Here is a 17,518-nt window from a genome sequence, read left to right as displayed (position 1 = left end):
GGCTTTTTCTATGCATCCGGTAAGAATGAAACATTTATTTTGGAGACGTTTTTTATGATTTTTCTAAAAAACTTTAATGTCAACGCACCATAAATAAACCATACCAAATAAGGTAGCATTGCGATAAAAAATCCCCAAAAATATAAATCAATAATGCGCGATATGGAAATAAACAATGTCCCGCTAAAACCGACTAATAATAATACCCAAACGAAATTTTTAACAGTTGAAGAAAGTGATGTCGTTAAAAAGAAAAATTCTAATAAAAAGATAACGATAAAAATTAACACGGCAATTATTACGCTATAAATGACTACAAACTCAGGGGCAAAGCCAATCTTTCCACCACTGGGATTATCCAAACCTCTTAATGAATGATACATATATTTTTCAAACGACGGATGTTGAAGAATGGATGATGCAGTAAGCCACTGACAAAAGATCCATAAAATTAAATACATATCTCGATATTTAAACTGGTAGTTAAACAATTCCATTCCTCCTTAGAATAATTAACGGCGTCGGATTTTTAAAGTTTCTTCTAATTAGAATAATTTTTAGAGAAAATTCAATGTTATTCCTGTAAAATAAAGGTGACCAATAGATTGGAAGAGTGATTGAATGATACAAGTAAATGTAGAAAATACAAGTTTAATATTAGAGGGTGGAACGTTTCGCACACTGTTTACGTCAGGTGTTCTTGATGCATTTTTAGAGCAGGATATCATGATGCCTTATGTTGTAGCGATTTCAGCTGGGGCAATCAATGCTTGCTCGTATGTATCGCAACAAAAGGAGCGTTCTTTACGTGTATTAATAGATTATCGACATGATAAGCGCTATATGGGTTGGAAAAATTTCTTGAAAGAAAAAAGCTTATTTGGGCTCGATTTTGCCTATAATGTGATCCCAAATCAGTTAGATATTTTTGATTGGGAGACCTATCAAAAGTATAATGGCACGCTTAAATTTGGCGTGACCAACGCAACAACTGGGCAGGTAGAGTACATGGATGCGTTGGAAATGGACCGCGAGTGTATGATGCTACGTGCCACTTGTGCCATTCCAGTGCTATTTCCTGAAATCAAACTAAATGATACACCCTATTATGATGGGGGATTAGCAGAGCCTATCCCGATTCAGCACGGAATTGAACAAGGATTTGACAAGCATGTGCTCGTGTTAACTCGTCCAAAAGGCTATCGTAAAGAGATGGATAGACAGAGTAAGTGGGCAATGAAGTTACTATCAAAACGTTATCCGAATCTCGTGAAAAGTATGGAAAGACGTGCAGATCATTATAATGCCTCACTCGAGTATTGTGAAAAGCTTGAAGAAGAAGGGAAAGCTTTTATTTTCCGTCCGACAGAAGCGCTCAATAGCTTTGAAAAAGATAAAACACAAATGCGCTCGAATTATGAGATGGGCTATGAGCAGGCAATGCATCAGATGAATGCATTAAAACAATTTTTAAAATGAAGGAAGGATGGATGAAATGGAGAGTCAGGTAAGGTATTCATCAGATGCAGGGAGGGGCTATATTTATTTTAATGAACGTTCAAAAAATAATATACGTTATACGGGAGATTTAGAATTAGAGGAAGCTCATGAATTTTTACTAGATTTTGATAAAAAGTGGAATATTGTCGGCATTGAACTGGAAGGCGTAGCAGCTCAAAGAATCAGGAAAATTGCCGGGCAATCTCACGTGTTTCAAAAGAAAGTAAATACAGATGGACAAGTATACTATGTTTTACGGCTCACGAATGAAAAAATCAGAACAACTATTTTTCATCCTAAAGCAAAAGATATTCATTTTCACTTTGCGGATGTCCCTTGTCAGGATTATGTTGGCATCCGGGATTTTATCGGTATCGATATTCTTGATAATGATTTTTATTCAGAGCAGTATTTAGTTGGAGATTAGCAAAATGTTCAACGATACTCATTAAACATAAAATTCCTTTTTAGTGGAGAAAGGCGGGCATTCATCCGTCCAAATCCACTAAAAAGGAATGTTTGCGTGAAAAGTTACATCGTTAATTGATTAATTTTTTTAGATAACCTCGACGAATCATCAAAAAACTTACGATAAAAATAAGTAAAAACAAACTAATTCCTATCACAGTCATTTGATAAAACGACGCTGAAATCATGCTACGCATACCAAACATCACACCAAATAAAAGGATGGATGCGAAAGTAAAAGGGATAAAAACTAACATTGCTAGTTCTTTCGTGACAACAGAGCTTAGTTCTTTTACGGAAAGACCGATTTTTCGGATACCTAGATATTTCAACTTTTCGCCTTCGAGCGATGTTTGTAAATAGAAATATAAAATACTCATGGCTGCACTTAAGAAAATTAGGCTGAGCATAAATCCGATAAAGAACATTATACTCTTCACAAAATTTTCTGTATCGTATAAACCTATTTTAGAAGCGATTAAATGCAAATCGGGTTCTGAAATTATTTTTTCTTCAATGGATTTTGTTTCATCTATTTTCTCTTTCCAATTTTCGACCTCGTACGCAAACACTTTATAAATAGGGAAGTTGATTGTTTCATATATTGCATCGGGTACAACATAGTACATATTTTGGAAGCCAGTTGATAAAATGTTCTGTTTTTCAAGACCGGCATATTTTAGCTGACCAAATGGATAGTCAAGAATTGCATCTTTGTTTGGTAATACACCTTCATTACCTGCTGCAATATAGTATTCATTGTCATTTAACGAAATGGAGTCGTGTAAACCGAGCGCGTTATAATTCGAAACTGACATGAAACCGATACGACGATTTTCATCGCTCTTAAAGGCCGAATAATATGCATCATAATTACCGGATTTTTCTAATGTCTCTTCGATAAAGGCGACATCTTGTACTTCTGTTGTATTCCTTGGAAGAGAAGTATATTGGAAGCTATACGGGTATAGGCTTTCTGTCTTTTCCTCTACATCGTAGTAAGAACTATAAAGTACGCTTGTACATAGAAATACTCCAAGCAATAAGACAGTTAGTAAATAGATGAGATGCGCATGTGAGCGTCCTTTTGCTTTTAAATTTGAAACAAACAGCATATTTGTCTTTTTAAAGTAAGATGAACGTTTTTCGAGTATTCGTATTGCCAATAATGTTCCTTGTGTAAGGATGAAGTAGATGGAAATCAGTAGGCTAGCGAAAAGTGCCATGTAATAGATTGTGTCTAATTGTAAAATCCATTTTAGCTCTAATTTTAAGGCTAGCAATAACAACCCGCTTACTACTAAAGCTAAAATTAGTTTTCGTGGGACTGGTGTTATTAATTTTTCAGTTGTGACATCTGCTTTTAATAGTTGAATGGCTTCTTCTTTATTAATAAACCGTGTCATGAATTTGGAAACTACAAAAAACAAAATTGTGAACAGGCAGATTGTTACGATAATTGCTATGATTGGTACATACATCCCGAATTGATCAGCTTGTAATACTCTTTTTGCGACCATTAAAAATAATGGTGAAACAATGAGTCCAAGGATAATCGCTGTGACGATTGCAGCACCACCAATTAGCATATTTTCTCTGAAAATCATCGTGCGAATTTGTTTCATCGATGCACCCATGATCATAAATATACCGAGACTTTTTGTTTTCTTTTTCAAAAATGCAAAAATCGAATAAATGATAAAAATAAACGAGAAAATGTAAATAAAGAAACTCGCGAACATCATCGTAATTCCAAGCGTACTTGTCGTATCAATTAAAGCAAGCATCGGATGGAACGCCGTGATAGAAAATAAGAAAAATACTAAAATAGAAAATACACTACTTAAAAAGTAAGAAATATAGGTCCACTTATCACGTAAAATATTTTGAACGACAATATCATTAAATTTCATGCTGTGCACCACCTAAAAATGCGAGTGTGTCCATAATCTCTTGGTAAAATTGCTGCTTATTATTTCCTCGGTGTACTTCGTTGTAGAGAATACCGTCTTTAATAAAAACAACACGCTGTGCGAAGCTAGCCACATATGCATCATGCGTCACCATTAAAATTGATGTTTTAAATGTTTTATTGACGGAATCAAATAGTGACATAACATCATTTACTGCTTTGGAATCTAGGTTGCCTGTTGGTTCATCGGCTAATAATAAACTTGGCTCATGAATAACAGCGCGTGCGATTGCCACACGTTGTTTCTGACCACCTGAAATTTCAAATGTACGTTTCTTTAAGATTCCCTCAATCCCTAAAAAATTTACAACGTCCGTTAAGCGTTTTTTCATTTCATTTGCCTGAATAGAGTCAAGCGCTAATGGAAGGAGAATATTCTCTTCAACAGTTAATGTGTGGACAAGGTTAAAGTCTTGAAATACAAATCCTAATTCATTGCGACGAAACTTCGCTAGTTCATCATCATCTAACTCATAAGGATTTTTTGAATTGATCGTAATGACACCACTTGTTGGGCGATCAATGGTAGAGATGCAGTTCAGGAACGTTGTTTTTCCGCTACCAGAAGGACCCATCACTGCAACAAACTCATTTTCACCTAGTTGAAAATCGATCCCTTTTAATGCTTTGTATATAATTTCTCCGGAATACTCCTTTTGAAGTTGGTTGACATGTAATATTGTTTTTGACATTGGTTCGTAACTCCTTTTGTATCAGTTGTTAGCTAAAGTATAGATACAACTGACCTTCCTATACATCGCTGTACATGACAGCAATATGACAAAATCGTCATATTACTCTTTTCATGCCCTTTGAAAAATCAATCGTAATTGTTGTTTCGTTATTCGCTGATTGTAATTGGAATGGATGATCCAATGTTGTAAGAATCCTTTCCACTAAATAAAGACCAATGCCTGTCGATTCACCTTTCAAACGTCCTTTATAGCCTGTGTAATAGAGGTCAAAAACACGGGCTATTTCATTTTCAGGAATCGTGACACCATTATTTTTAATACGTAACTTGCCATTCTCATAATCGATGAGAACAGAGGTATTACGCTCCCCATATTTAACCGCATTACTCAATAGCTGATAAATAACAACCTTCAACCATTTGCGATCAGAGTAGATGAGGACATCTTCTTGTATTGTAGTTTTAGGGTACATCTCTTCTTCAATGAAATAGTCCTTCAAATCATTAATGACTTCTTGTATTGCTCCTTTTAACTGAATGGATTCTATTTTCAAATCCGCCAATAAATTTGTTGAGCGACTGTATGTTAGTAGCTGGTTTAAAGAAAAATTCAACTTGTTACATTGGGTTTTCACTTTCTGCCATTCGACTAATAAACTTGCCTCTTTCCACTGGTTTGACTGGATGAGTAATTGAATGACAGAAAGAGGGGTTTTCATTTGATGTACCGAATGTGAAATCATCAGTTGTTGCTCTTTTGAAAATTGTTTGTATTCTTCCTTCTGTGTCAGGAAATGGTTTGAATCAATTGTATTTGTTTTGCGTAGGCTTTTTCGTACGGCGCGATTGGTTGATGGATCGTTTGAAAGATTTCATTACTAATATGAGTGTACATTTTTTTTCGGCGGAGATAACGGATACATAACAAGATGACTAATAGAAAAGAAGCTAAAAATACAAAATAAGCAAAATGGTTTTCAAAGCCATCTAGTTGTTGAATTACAATGGGTAGACAAATGAATGTAAAGATATATAGGACAACAATACTTATATGATCCCTCAAAAATAGCTTCATGTGCGGTTCTCCGATAACTGATAGCCAATACCACGAATTGTGATGATGGCTAATGATGAATGAATAGCTTCTAATTTTTTTCGAAGTCTTACAATATTGACGGAAAGTGTATTTTCCTCAACAAACGTCTCGTCATCCCAAATAGCTGTAAGTAATTGCTGTCTTGTAACGACATTCGGAAATGCTTCAAATAGCATTGTACACAGTCGAAGCTCCTTAACAGTTAAAAGTTCCTCATGTTCAAGCGTATTTAATCTAACTGTATCTATATTCAAAGTAGTATTTCCAGTTTTGAGGATACGAGCCTGTGAATCCGCTGCATATTCACCATAAATCCTACGTATCTGTCCATTAATTTTCGCCAATACCACATCAAGTGAAAAGGGCTTCGTAATAAAATCATCAGCACCGTTTTCAATCCCATAAACTTGATCGGTATCACTCATACGAGCAGATAGAATCATAATTGGACAATTCGAGACTTGCCTTATTTTGCGAGACCAATAATAGCCATCGAAGGCAGGGAGATTTATGTCCATTAAGACAAGGTGCGGTTGAAATTCTTGAAAATGATCAAGCACTCTATCAAAGTCGACCACAATTAAGCATTGATAGCTATATTTTTCTAGCTGTTTTTGTAAGGTATGGGCGATTTCCATGTCATCTTCCACGATTAAAATTTTGTACATCATATCCTCCTGCTTTATCTACTATTTTTCACTTCAAATGATTCCATAATACACTGTTTTGATGATAAAAGCAGGCTAGAGTCTTGAATTTGTATTTGCTATAGGCATTTTAAGATTTATATTTGTAAAAGTAATTCGGTCGAAGGAATGATTTGTAAGAAAAAGAAGTGATCCATTCCCCTGAGAAAAATCGTTTATCGCTAAGAGAAATGTTAATTTTCTAGTATCCGGCGACCGATGCTATATCGGCATAATTACATATTATCCGACATTTTAATTTGTAATTTTAAAAACAAAAAAAACAAGCCTATAAAAAGTAGATGACCTCTTACAGGCTGTAAATGGAACATTAAATGGCTTAATTGAGTCTTATGTGTAGGTGGTTCATCATCAATAGTAGGGGATGACATTTGGTAAACGTACAGATCAATAAATGAAGGCTAGTTGTTTGGTGTGAAGGCTAGACGACTTCTATGGGATTGGCTTCTTAGATTAGACCCTGGAGCGAGTAAAACAGTTCATAGGACGCCCCATGGAAAGCGCCTAGCCGGAACGGAAATCAGTCCCAATTCAGGGTGATGACTCGAGTAGGTTACAACTATACCAATTTAAGTAAACTAATTATTGCCAATTTATATGTAATAGTGTACTATCTAACTAGCACACTATTACATGAGGTGGTCACATTGGATAAATTTTTAGGATTATTAAAAAAGGAATGGGTGCTTTATCGATCGTGGTGGTTGGTGGCAATTATAGGCGGTCTGATTTTTATTTATTGTGGGGAGCATTTTCTTGATCGGCGGACTGATATAACTGATCCTCGGGTGATTTTTACAAGCTGGGTTTTGGTCCTAGGCACTTTTTTTGTAGTGTTTCAGTTTTTAGCTAGTATTCATAATGACTTAAAGACAAAAGAGATATGGCTTCATTCAACGAGCTCGATTGCCCAGTTAGTTGGGGTGAAAATTGTTTTCGCACTTACTAGTAGCATTGTTTTTCTTACTATTATTTCAGTCTTTGGTCTACAAGACTTCATTGAGGCAACTTTTATGCAGGTATCATTTTTGCACTTTATGACCGTTTCAAGTTTATTTATAATGCAATGCATATTGATTCTACTGACCTTATTATTTTTTACCCTAAATGTCTATTTAAAAAAATACATTGGACACTTTGCCTTTATTATTTCATCAGGAAGCTTCATTTTAATCATGAAACTATGGACTGGATTTCGCGAAAGTATCAATTATGAGAAAATTTTTTATCACGGTGAAATATCTACGGAGGGACTATCGAATTTATTGCCACAGTCGAATGGATCATCATTCTTTGTCATTTTGGGACCTATCTATGTGGTGGAGACGCTAGCATTTGTTTTATGCTACTGTATGCTTTACATCGTTGCAACAAAGTCGCTTGAGAAGGTGGTTTTGCGATGACATTAGATTTTTCACGTGATAAGCCGATATATAGTCAGCTAGTTGATCGTATTTGTGGGGATATTTTAAAAGATAAGCTGTTACTGGGGGACCGACTTCCATCTGTTCGTGAGTATGCGGTGGAGACAGGTGTGAATGTGAATACAGTACAACGCGTGTATAAGGAGCTTGAAGCGATGAATATAACGGAAACGAAACGTGGTCAAGGGACATTTATTACAACGAGTGAAGTGCGTATAACCGCATTACGAGAAGAGATGAAAAATCAACTCGCCCAAAACTTTTTAACATCCATTGAAGCACTTGGGTTTTCGAAAGAAGAAATGCTCGATGTTTTACAAAACAAATCGTGAGGTGAAGAAATTGTTGCAAGTATCAAATGTTTCTTTTCGGTATTTAAAAAAGCCTATTTTACAAGACGTGTCTTTTCTATTTCCGATTGGGCAAATTATCGGACTTGTCGGAGAAAATGGGAGTGGCAAATCGACATTATTAAAAACAATGGTGGGACTCACAACTCCGAGTAGTGGGGAAGTAATGCTTGATGGTAAGACAGTTACGCGTCAAAGTGCCGATATGATTGCTTACTTGCCAGATACAGATCTTTTTTTTGATTTTTATACGGGCGAGCAACTCTTTTTACACTATGCATCCCAATTTAAAGACTTCTCTTATGAAAAAGCGTGTGCTGTCGCTGAATATTTGCAAGTAGATAAGCAAACGAAACTCAAGTATCTATCAAAAGGAAATCGTGGACGTATGAAAATGGCGGCAACTCTTGGGCGTCAAGTCCCGTACTACATTATGGATGAACCATTCTCTGGGCTTGACCCGATGGTACGTGAATCACTGATTAAGGGGCTTATTCAATTTACTGATATTGAAACACAAACGATAGTGTTATCGACACATGAGTTATATGAAGTCGAACCGATTTTAGATCAAATCATCCTTTTGCAAAATGGGGCAATTGTTGCACAAGAAGAAATGGAAAATGTCCGAGATCAAAACAATCAAGATGCCGTCCAGTGGATGAAATCGTACTACAAGGAGAAGGTGAAATAAATGAACAAACAACCAATTGTTCAACTTCAAAATTTATCGAAAACGATTCGGGGGAAACAATTAATTCAGCATTTGAATTTAGATTTATATCCTGGCCAAATCACAGGGTTTTTAGGTCCAAATGGGGCAGGGAAAACAACAACTATTCGCATGATGACTGGATTGATGCATCCTTCAGATGGAAAAGTCATAATTGATGGGCAGTCTTTGCAAGAGCATTATGAAGAGGCGATTAGTAAGGTCGGGGTAATTGTTGAAAATCCTGAAATGTATAAATATATGTCCGGGTATAAAAATCTACTGCACTTTGCACGCATGCATAAAAACGTGCCCAAAAAACGTATTGATGAAGTGGTGCAACAAGTCGGATTAGAAAAACGTATTCATGAAAAAGTATCAACGTATTCGCTTGGAATGCGTCAACGTCTTGGCTTAGCTCAAGCACTTTTACACCGTCCGAAGTTTTTAATATTAGATGAACCGACAAACGGATTAGATCCAGCTGGTATTCGTGAGTTCCGCATGTATTTACGTAAAATTGCGGATGAAGAGGGTGTTTCAATTTTTGTTTCTAGCCATTTGTTATCTGAAATCGAGCTGATGTGTGACCGTGTAGCAGTCATTCAAAATGGCAAATTAATCGATATCCGTGACATACATAGTGAAACCACTTCACTTTACTATATCGAAGCAAAGTCAAATGAAGACGTAGCAACGCTTTTAACAAAATTAAACTACAGCTTTACGTTTGAAAATAACGGTGTTATTGCAGAGGTGAAGAAAGAAAATATCCCGGCCTTAATCACTCAGCTTGTGCAAGAAAATATACAAGTATTTGCGGTACAACCATATCAAAAAACGTTGGAAGATCAATTCTTAGAAATGACGGGAGGTGGACAAATTGCTGAAGCTAATTCAAAATGAGTGGATGAAAATGTGGCAAAAGCAGGGTACTTGGGTAATGCTTATCTTCCTAGTCATATTCATTATTGTTCCTGGCGGGATGACAAAATATCAAGATACAAAGAATGCAGAGGATACTACGTGGCAAGAAGTCGTGCAACAGCAAATGAATTTTTATAAGGATATTCTTGCGAGTGAAGATCTTTCAGAAACGGATATCCAAAACTATGAAGAAGAAATTGCCATTCGTGAATATCGCTTAGCAAATAATGTGCCGATACAATTAGAAACAAGTATAGCTGACTTTATGGCATTCTCAAGCAACTGGGTCATGTTAGTGACACTATTTACAGTGGTTTTGGCAGCAAGTATTGTATCGAGTGAATTTTCAACTGGGACGATTAAAATGCTGTTAACGCGGCCAATTTCTCGTGCGAAAGTTTTAACTTCAAAATTAATAACTGTCTTTTTATTTGGTGTGTTATTACTCATTGTGAACATTGGTGTGAGTGCAATTACAGGATTTGTCCTATTTGATGCAACAACTAGTGCACCGCTAGAAATGGTGGACGGTAATATTGTAGAAAAGGATGTATGGGGTGATTTAGGGTATTCCTATTTACTTGCATGTGGAGACTTTGTCATGTCTACATTGTTCGCCTTTTTTGTAGGCTCAGTATTCCGCTCAAGTTCACTTGCAATTGGCTTAACGATGTTTTTATCATTCATGGGTCAAATGATTGTGTCGCTATTAAGTAAATATGAGATTGTCAAATATATTTGGATCACACATACGAATTTAAAACAATATGAAACAGGTAACATCTTGGTAGAGGGTATCACCATGCCATTCTCACTTACAGTACTTGCAATTTACGCTGTACTGTTCATAGTAATAAGTTATCTATCATTTATGAAACGTGATGTCACGGCATAGAAGAACATTGTTTGCTAGAGGGTCTGCATGATAGAATCAACTTTTCTACACGATAGGATGCAAAAAATGCACGATAGGTGATTGATCATACATGATAACCTATATCGCTTTCGTATACAAAGGGTGTCTCAGAAATAATTCTGGGACACTCTGTTTGTTTTAACTATAGTTGAAAGTGAAATTTTTTAAGAAAAAATGCGTCCTTTTTCGGAAAGTTCCCGTCTATAGGGGTGAAGAAAGGGGGGCTGATAATGGAGATTGAACATATAATTCATACATATGGCGACTATTTGTACCGAGTTGCTTTTATTTATACGAAAGATAAGAGTGCGGCGGAAGAAGTCGTACAAGATGTCTTTTTTAATTTTTATCGCAAGCAGTCGCAATTTAAAGGCGATGCGACGTTAAAAACCTATTTAATCAAAATGACGATTAACCGCAGCTACGATTATTTGAGAAGCTGGAAAAATAAACGGCTTGTACTAATGGAAAAAATAACAGGAAAGTCGAGCGTAACAACTGAGCAACTACTTCTTACAATGGAAATGCGTGGAGAAATCACTCAAGCTGTATTGGGATTACCTGTAAAATACCGTGAAATCATCGTGCTATATTATTACGAAGAGTTTTCAATAAAAGAAATTGCAAGTTTAACGGATGTGGCAGAATCAACAATAAAATCAAGACTGCAACGTGCGAGGAGTAAACTAAAGATGATATTACAGGAGGAGGGGGAAATGAGTCATGAATAAAGAACAATTTCAAAAAGAAATGGATAGTGTACGATTATCGGGGGAGCAAAAGCGCAAATTGATACATCATGTACAACACGGACCACAGAAAAAGCTAGTGAATTGGGGCTATCGTATTGTTTTACCCAGCTTTATAGTGTTAACAATTTTCTTTGTTATGATGACCATTTCAGGCGAAACTCCTCAGATTACTACGACAGGGAAGACGATACAAGAGGATACACATGAAAGATGGATCAACGAAACCATAATCTTATTTATAGTTAATGCATTCTTACTAATAACAGCCATCGTACTAGCGGTGCGTTTATTATATGTTACAAAACGTTGGCAGCACATACCGCGTGTTATACGTGCAAGGCAGCTACTTAGCGCACATAAAAAAATGGTTATGTTCCATGTAATAGCAGTCATCTTAAGTGTTATAAGTTTCTGGTTTTGGGAAGGCATTTATTTCTTTTACACAGAAAAGTTTATATCGACTGACTTTTCACTGTTAATTGGGGTTGTTGCGTTACTGATTAGTGCAATTCTAGGCACAGCTTATTTTGTATTTATCCATTTTTATGCTACAACGCGTATCGAGGATACTACTTGGAAGGACGTCCTACGTTGGCAAGGTTATTCGATTCTAAGTACCTATACCATTCTACTTCTTTTTATTGCTCCGTTTTTACTGAGTAATCCAATTGCGTGGTTTATTAATTTACTCGGTATAATGATAATGCTCAATATGTGTCTGTTAACTTCATATTTGCTACGCAATATGAAAGGAGCGACCTGTCCACATTGTAATGTTACGTATACAAAAAAAGAGTTAAACAAAAAAATGAGAACGCTTTATCGTAGACAATGTAATCATTGTCAAAAACCAATTTACTTAACAAATAAAACCCGTACAATATACTTCTTACCACTCGCAGTACCAACGGTAGTTAATGGATCAATAGATATTACTTCTTTTGTTATTGAAATGATAGGTAATATTTCTTTTGAAACTGCATTTAGCGATAATTTTTCTTTTATAACTTTAGTAATAATGAGCGCTATGTACCTTTGTTATTTTGTGTATTATTATTTGCCATATGTTACGGAGTTTCAGAAAAATGAGGATAAAATAAAGCCTTTGTGGTGAATAGGAAAGGTAAAGCAGAAGAAACTTCAAGCTGTTTCTTCTGCTTTTTGTAGATTAAAGATGCTTAGAAATAATCTGCTGTAACTTCCCTTGTAAATTCGGTAAGTCTTGCGTAGTAATGGTTGTACGGACAAAACTTTCATCCATATCTAATGCTTCTGCGAAGAAACTGCCTATGCCTTTGACTTTGCGGTCGATTTGCATTAATAGTTCCATTGAATGTTCTGATTGTGATAGGAAGACTACCTCTAGCTCATCTAGATGACTACGATATTGTAATCCTGGTGCAAATTCAAATTCTTGCATAAACGGATAGTTTTTAAGGAAACGTACTGATGCCTGTTTACATTCAGCTTCTCGTAAGCGGAAGCCTAGCCCATTGACTGCATCTAATACGTTAGCAGCTAGTTTAGACGGTTTTACATCGATATAATCTTTGTCTTCTGGATCAACAGCATTTTTAATATCAAGCTCGGTTTGGACCCAAACTTTTGTTTTTCCAGCTGTAATTGGCGTATCAAATGGTAGCGTCATTGAAAATGGAATTACTTTGTTTTCTCCTGCTTCAATCGAAAATGGCTCCGTTACTTTTTCCTTGTTTACAGCAGCCTTATCTGTATATTTTTTATCGTTCGCTTCACGGACATATGTTGTGTATACCGTTAAATAAATTGTATCAATTTGCTGAGCGACATTACCACCGCGTACCAAGATTTCACCGCGCATTAATTCACCAGCAGCGTAAGTAGATCTTTCAAGTTTCGTATCAACAGTTGCTGCACCAACACCAATACTTGCTAGTACTTTGTTAAATAGGGACATTTTAATTCCTCCTATAATGTTAAGATTACTATACATACGTATCATATAATAAAAGGTTTCAATGAGCTAGAATTTTCCGATATACTAGAGGGGAAATAATGGGGGGGATTCAAATGGAAACAGAATGGTTAAGAACCTTCATCGTTGCAGCAAAAACAGAGAATTTCCGTGAGACAGCAGAAAAATGCTTCATGATGCAATCTACAGTGACGAAGCATATTCATCATCTTGAAAAAGAGTTACAGACACCCCTTTTCGAACGTAACAATAAGCAGGTAAAACTTAATAGTGTGGGTGCACATTTTTTACAAAAAGCAGAAATGATTATAGAAACTATTGATGAAGCATTAAACAGTACAGCCTCCTTTGTAAATGGATTTACCTCGCAATTAACAATTGGTGTAGCGCCACAAATTGCGAACTCCACACTACCTTTAATTGTCGGAATGTTTCAACAAAAAAGACCGACAATTCAACTATCAATAGAATTACTTAAATCCAATGAAATAGGGGAAGCAGTTTATGCAGGGCAGGTAGACATCGGTTTATCAAAATTATCATCGACGCGTAATCTACAAACGGAAATCCTTGCACAAGAGCCACTTCAACTAATCGTACCAATGTCAAAGAAAGAGACTGATGTCCTGACATTATTACAGCAGGAGACAATTTTAACACATGAGTATGCTCCTTATTGGCAGGAGGTGCAGCAAGTTCTTCAGCAATTCCCATGCTATAAAAGTATGCAACTCAATCAAACAGAGCTCATTAAAAACTTTGTGAAGCAGGGGTTAGGTATCGCATTTTTGCCAAAGAGTGTAATCGATTCAGATCATCAACATCAGCTCTTATTTAGTTGTTCAGTAAAAGAATTTCAGCATATTGTGTCAAATACATACTTCTTAACAAAATATTTTACGGCTGATAGCGATGCTTTTTTTGAAGTGTGTCAAAATATCTATAGGGCTAATAAATAGTTTGGTTACTTATTCAAGGAGGTCAATTCAATGTCTTTTATTATAGAATCAAATAATATGGCCGATTATCTTTTAGAAACAGAAGAGATAAATTATTCACATCCAATGATTCAATATAAGATTTCTGAACTTTTCCCGAGCGATTTAACGGATATTCAAAAGATAGAAATTGCTTTTAGATTTGTGCGAGATCAGATATCTCACTCATGGGATATTCGAAGTGACATTGTAACTAGAACTGCATCAGAGGTGCTAGAAAAAAAGAACGGTATTTGTTATGCTAAGTCGAATTTATTAGCAGCTTTACTGAGAGGGGAAGGGATTCCTTGTGGTTTTTGTTATCAAAGACTGATGATTTTTGATACGCCAGAAAAAGGTTATTCCCTACATGCTTTTAATGGAGTTTATATCGAATCCTTAAGTAAATGGATTCGCATAGATGCTAGAGGAAACAAACCCGGTGTTCATGCCGAACTTTCGTTAAAAGAAGAGAAATTGGCATTCCATGTTAACGAAAAAATGAATGAAAAAGACTATCCAACCATCTTTGTTAAACCAAATGAAAAGACAATGCAGACCTTGAAAAAGTGTAAGAGCGCAATAGAAATGTATAAAAATTTTTTACCTGATGAATTGTAAGATAGAGTAATTAATGAATGTTTTTGTATAAGGCTTGCATTGCAGGTCTTTTTTTGTTGTTGCATTTTAATGAAAGTAAGCATAATATAAGTGTATTCTTATATATAAATTTAATGAGGTGACTTATGGACATTCAATATTTAGAAAAGCAATTAAAAGCTGTCGCAGATGCCAATCGGTTAAAGCTATTAAGTTGCTTAAAATCTGGTGAAGTTTGTGTATGTGATTTAGTCGATGTACTTGGACTTTCACAACCTGCAGTAAGCCAGCAATTAAAAAAACTAGAGGAAGCAGGGATTATTACTGCTCGAAAAGTTGGTACGTGGAGGCACTATCGTTTAGTGGAAGAACAAACGCCACTCATGCAATCCATTTTAGCACAGCTAGAGGGAAAAGAAACTTGTCAATGTGACACTAATTGTGAGGTTACCTCGTGAAAAATCACTCTTTAACCAAACAGCTTTCTTTTTTAGATCGTTATTTAACCCTCTGGATTTTTGTCGCCATGGGAATAGGTATTATCATTAGCCTACTAGTTCCACACTTTAAAGAAATACTTAATGCGGCAAGTGTCGGTACAACAAGTATACCTATTGCGGTTGGTTTAATCGTAATGATGTATCCTCCACTTGCAAAAGTAAAGTATGAGGAAATGTGGCGTGTCTTTAAAGATGTAAAAGTGTTAGCGCTATCCTTATTCCAAAACTGGCTACTTGGTCCGTTTTTAATGTTCTTTTTAGCAATCATTTTCTTACGTGATTACCCGGAGTACATGGCCGGACTTATTATGATTGGCCTAGCTCGGTGTATTGCTATGGTGATAGTATGGAACGACTTAGCAAAAGGGGATCGTGAATATGTGGCAGGATTAGTGGCTTTTAACTCCGTATTCCAAATCTTTATGTATCCAGTGTTTGCATGGTTGTTCTTAACGGTTATGCCTAGTTGGTTTGGTCTTGAAACATTTACTATAGCAATATCTGTTTGGGAAATTACCAAAAGTGTACTAATTTATTTAGGTATTCCGTTTGTAGCGGGGATGCTTACACGTTTCATTGGTATTAAGGTGATGGGGGAGCTTACATACGAAGAGAAGTTTCTTCCGAAAATTTCACCACTAACACTTATTGCACTACTATTTACTATTGTGATGATGTTTGCGCTTAAGGGCGATACGATTGTTGAATTGCCATTAGATGCCTTACGTATCGCAGTTCCTTTATTGATTTATTTTATTATTATGTTTGTTATATCCTTCTTTGCCTCAAAAAAAGCAGGAGCGAGTTATCCAGTCACAACAGCACTATCATTTACTGCTGCGAGTAATAATTTTGAGTTAGCTATAGCTGTTGCTATATCAGTATTTGGCTTACATTCTGGTGCTGCGTTTGCGGCTGTTATTGGTCCACTAGTAGAAGTGCCGGTACTAATTGCCCTTGTAGGTGTGGCATTACGTTGGCAGAAAAAATACTTCAAAATAATTTAATTATAGGTAGTATTAAAATACCGAAATCACTTTCTTTACTTGTACGGGCAACTTATATCGTAGCCAAATAAAAGATAGTAGGTCGAGAAAATGATTATCTGCAGTTTTCGGTGGCTTATAGAATAAATCCAAGTGCTGAGAGAGCATGGAACTTGGTGAGTGTCATTATTTCAAACCAAATCCCAGATACGAATGATTACGAAATTTATAATAGTGTATCAGAAGAAGGACTGTGTTTTCACAAAATCACAGTCCTTTTTTGATGTGCGAATCATGGAAGGCTAAATATGAGGCTCTTCGCCAAATATATAATGTAAAAAGAATTTGACATTTATTAGACCGATGTTACAATGAAAAGTGTCAAATTCTTTTTACATTTTTAAAGGTAAGGAGGTTACGAAATATGAATTGGATAGTTGTTTTATTTTTTTCGATTTTCGTGATTTGTGTTCTACTAATAATTATTACGCTTACGTCATTGCCTAAATTGGGGGATGAAAGGAAAAATTTCATTAAAATGAAAGCCCAGTCCTATGCTTTTACAATTGTAATTGGTTTGCTGTTAATTGAAATCATCGAAATTGTTTATTTAACTTTTTTGACAGATGGTTCTTATGAAGGGATGAATCCAATCACCTTTCTTGTAGCAATTTCAGTTGTATATTTACTCGCATTACTATTTTCTAAGAAGAAATACGGTGGTTAAATGAAGAACAATATTAGGGAATTAAGAAAGTCTGTAAAGTTATCTCAAGAGGAACTGGCTAAACTTAGTAATGTCTCAAGACAAACGATAAATGCTATTGAAAACGATAAATATGACCCTACCTTACAGTTAGCTTTTAATATAGCCACTGTACTGAATACTGAACTGAACCCCGAATAGTGGACACTTTAAAAAGTGACCCTATTCGGGGTTTTTTGTTCATTTCACAAAAAAATCTCGTTATACTAAATATACG

At 35.7% G+C, this 17,518-nt stretch carries 20 protein-coding genes and 1 pseudogene; 15 read left to right on the top strand and 6 right to left on the bottom strand.

All coding sequences use genetic code 11. The features are described 5' to 3' along the window. Positions 1-8: 8 nt before the first annotated feature. On the bottom strand, positions 9-491 hold the full coding sequence (locus ACIQZG_RS09040; protein ID WP_402754851.1) for a hypothetical protein: 483 nt from the start codon (positions 489-491) through the stop codon (positions 9-11). A 130-nt stretch (positions 492-621) separates the two neighbouring features. Here ACIQZG_RS09040 and ACIQZG_RS09035 point away from each other — a divergent pair, with 130 nt between their 5' ends. Beyond that, positions 622-1,479, top strand: coding sequence for a patatin-like phospholipase family protein (locus tag ACIQZG_RS09035; protein ID WP_402754850.1), 858 nt, complete (start codon positions 622-624; stop codon positions 1,477-1,479). A 7-nt stretch (positions 1,480-1,486) separates the two neighbouring features. Further along, the gene (locus ACIQZG_RS09030; RefSeq protein WP_402754849.1) at positions 1,487-1,927 is read left to right on the top strand and encodes a hypothetical protein; all 441 of its coding nucleotides are present in this window, start codon (positions 1,487-1,489) and stop codon (positions 1,925-1,927) included. Between the two features lie 112 nt (positions 1,928-2,039). Here ACIQZG_RS09030 and ACIQZG_RS09025 read toward each other — a convergent pair whose 3' ends face one another. The 4 genes and pseudogenes from ACIQZG_RS09025 to ACIQZG_RS09010 form a co-directional block, all read right to left on the bottom strand. Further along, positions 2,040-3,881 (bottom strand): FtsX-like permease family protein, encoded by a 1,842-nt coding sequence (locus ACIQZG_RS09025; RefSeq protein ID WP_402754848.1) that lies wholly within the window; start codon positions 3,879-3,881, stop codon positions 2,040-2,042. Further along, entirely contained in the window at positions 3,871-4,632 is a 762-nt protein-coding gene (locus tag ACIQZG_RS09020; RefSeq protein ID WP_402754847.1) for an ABC transporter ATP-binding protein, read from the bottom strand. Before ACIQZG_RS09020 ends, ACIQZG_RS09025 begins: the two co-directional genes overlap by 11 nt. 97 nt (positions 4,633-4,729) lie before the next feature. Beyond that, a pseudogene (locus ACIQZG_RS09015) lies at positions 4,730-5,709 on the bottom strand (sensor histidine kinase). Continuing rightward, positions 5,706-6,398: a response regulator gene (locus tag ACIQZG_RS09010; protein WP_402754846.1), complete on the bottom strand. Its 693-nt coding sequence runs from the start codon at positions 6,396-6,398 to the stop codon at positions 5,706-5,708. The pseudogene ACIQZG_RS09015 and the gene ACIQZG_RS09010 overlap by 4 nt, the downstream one beginning before the upstream one ends. A 686-nt stretch (positions 6,399-7,084) precedes the next feature. On the opposite strand from ACIQZG_RS09010, the gene ACIQZG_RS09005 reads away from it, so the two are divergent. The 7 genes from ACIQZG_RS09005 (at position 7,085) to ACIQZG_RS08975 (ending at position 12,632) form a co-directional block, all read left to right on the top strand. Beyond that, positions 7,085-7,840 (top strand): hypothetical protein, encoded by a 756-nt coding sequence (locus ACIQZG_RS09005; RefSeq protein WP_402754845.1) that lies wholly within the window; start codon positions 7,085-7,087, stop codon positions 7,838-7,840. Next, on the top strand, positions 7,837-8,193 hold the full coding sequence (locus ACIQZG_RS09000; RefSeq protein ID WP_402754844.1) for a GntR family transcriptional regulator: 357 nt from the start codon (positions 7,837-7,839) through the stop codon (positions 8,191-8,193). Before ACIQZG_RS09005 ends, ACIQZG_RS09000 begins: the two co-directional genes overlap by 4 nt. Before the next feature lie 10 nt (positions 8,194-8,203). Next, complete coding sequence (locus tag ACIQZG_RS08995) at positions 8,204-8,905, top strand: ATP-binding cassette domain-containing protein (RefSeq protein WP_402754971.1); 702 nt, start codon at positions 8,204-8,206, stop codon at positions 8,903-8,905. Continuing rightward, positions 8,906-9,829, top strand: a complete 924-nt coding sequence (locus ACIQZG_RS08990; RefSeq protein ID WP_402754843.1) for an ABC transporter ATP-binding protein — start codon at positions 8,906-8,908, stop codon at positions 9,827-9,829. Continuing rightward, positions 9,807-10,745 (top strand): ABC transporter permease, encoded by a 939-nt coding sequence (locus ACIQZG_RS08985; protein ID WP_402754842.1) that lies wholly within the window; start codon positions 9,807-9,809, stop codon positions 10,743-10,745. The genes ACIQZG_RS08990 and ACIQZG_RS08985 overlap by 23 nt, the downstream gene beginning before the upstream one ends. 251 nt (positions 10,746-10,996) lie before the next feature. Beyond that, positions 10,997-11,497 (top strand): sigma-70 family RNA polymerase sigma factor, encoded by a 501-nt coding sequence (locus tag ACIQZG_RS08980; RefSeq protein WP_402754841.1) that lies wholly within the window; start codon positions 10,997-10,999, stop codon positions 11,495-11,497. Beyond that, on the top strand, positions 11,490-12,632 hold the full coding sequence (locus ACIQZG_RS08975; protein WP_402754840.1) for a hypothetical protein: 1,143 nt from the start codon (positions 11,490-11,492) through the stop codon (positions 12,630-12,632). The genes ACIQZG_RS08980 and ACIQZG_RS08975 overlap by 8 nt, the downstream gene beginning before the upstream one ends. Positions 12,633-12,686: 54 nt before the next feature. Here ACIQZG_RS08975 and ACIQZG_RS08970 read toward each other — a convergent pair whose 3' ends face one another. After that, on the bottom strand, positions 12,687-13,454 hold the full coding sequence (locus tag ACIQZG_RS08970) for a sporulation protein (protein WP_402754839.1): 768 nt from the start codon (positions 13,452-13,454) through the stop codon (positions 12,687-12,689). Between the two features lie 113 nt (positions 13,455-13,567). On the opposite strand from ACIQZG_RS08970, the gene ACIQZG_RS08965 reads away from it, so the two are divergent. The 6 genes from ACIQZG_RS08965 to ACIQZG_RS08940 all read left to right on the top strand — a co-directional run bounded on the left by ACIQZG_RS08965 (position 13,568) and on the right by ACIQZG_RS08940 (position 17,442). Next, positions 13,568-14,431, top strand: a complete 864-nt coding sequence (locus ACIQZG_RS08965; protein WP_402754838.1) for a LysR family transcriptional regulator — start codon at positions 13,568-13,570, stop codon at positions 14,429-14,431. Between the two features lie 30 nt (positions 14,432-14,461). Then, positions 14,462-15,070 carry a transglutaminase-like domain-containing protein gene (locus ACIQZG_RS08960; RefSeq protein ID WP_402754837.1) on the top strand — a complete coding sequence of 203 codons (609 nt, stop codon included), beginning with the start codon at positions 14,462-14,464 and terminating at the stop codon, positions 15,068-15,070. Positions 15,071-15,195: 125 nt separating this feature from the next. Beyond that, complete coding sequence (locus ACIQZG_RS08955; protein ID WP_402754836.1) at positions 15,196-15,507, top strand: ArsR/SmtB family transcription factor; 312 nt, start codon at positions 15,196-15,198, stop codon at positions 15,505-15,507. Beyond that, complete coding sequence (arsB, locus tag ACIQZG_RS08950; RefSeq protein ID WP_402754835.1) at positions 15,504-16,556, top strand: ACR3 family arsenite efflux transporter; 1,053 nt, start codon at positions 15,504-15,506, stop codon at positions 16,554-16,556. The genes ACIQZG_RS08955 and arsB overlap by 4 nt, the downstream gene beginning before the upstream one ends. Before the next feature lie 403 nt (positions 16,557-16,959). Then, positions 16,960-17,262, top strand: a complete 303-nt coding sequence (locus tag ACIQZG_RS08945; RefSeq protein ID WP_402754834.1) for a hypothetical protein — start codon at positions 16,960-16,962, stop codon at positions 17,260-17,262. Beyond that, positions 17,263-17,442 carry a helix-turn-helix transcriptional regulator gene (locus ACIQZG_RS08940; RefSeq protein ID WP_402754833.1) on the top strand — a complete coding sequence of 60 codons (180 nt, stop codon included), beginning with the start codon at positions 17,263-17,265 and terminating at the stop codon, positions 17,440-17,442. Positions 17,443-17,518: the final 76 nt, after the last annotated feature.

It is taken from the genome of Lysinibacillus sp. NPDC096418 (assembly GCF_044762775.1).
Taxonomy (GTDB): domain Bacteria; phylum Bacillota; class Bacilli; order Bacillales_A; family Planococcaceae; genus Lysinibacillus.
The sequence above is the reverse complement of the archived record's forward strand: the minus strand, read 5'-3'. Positions and strand labels throughout refer to the sequence as shown.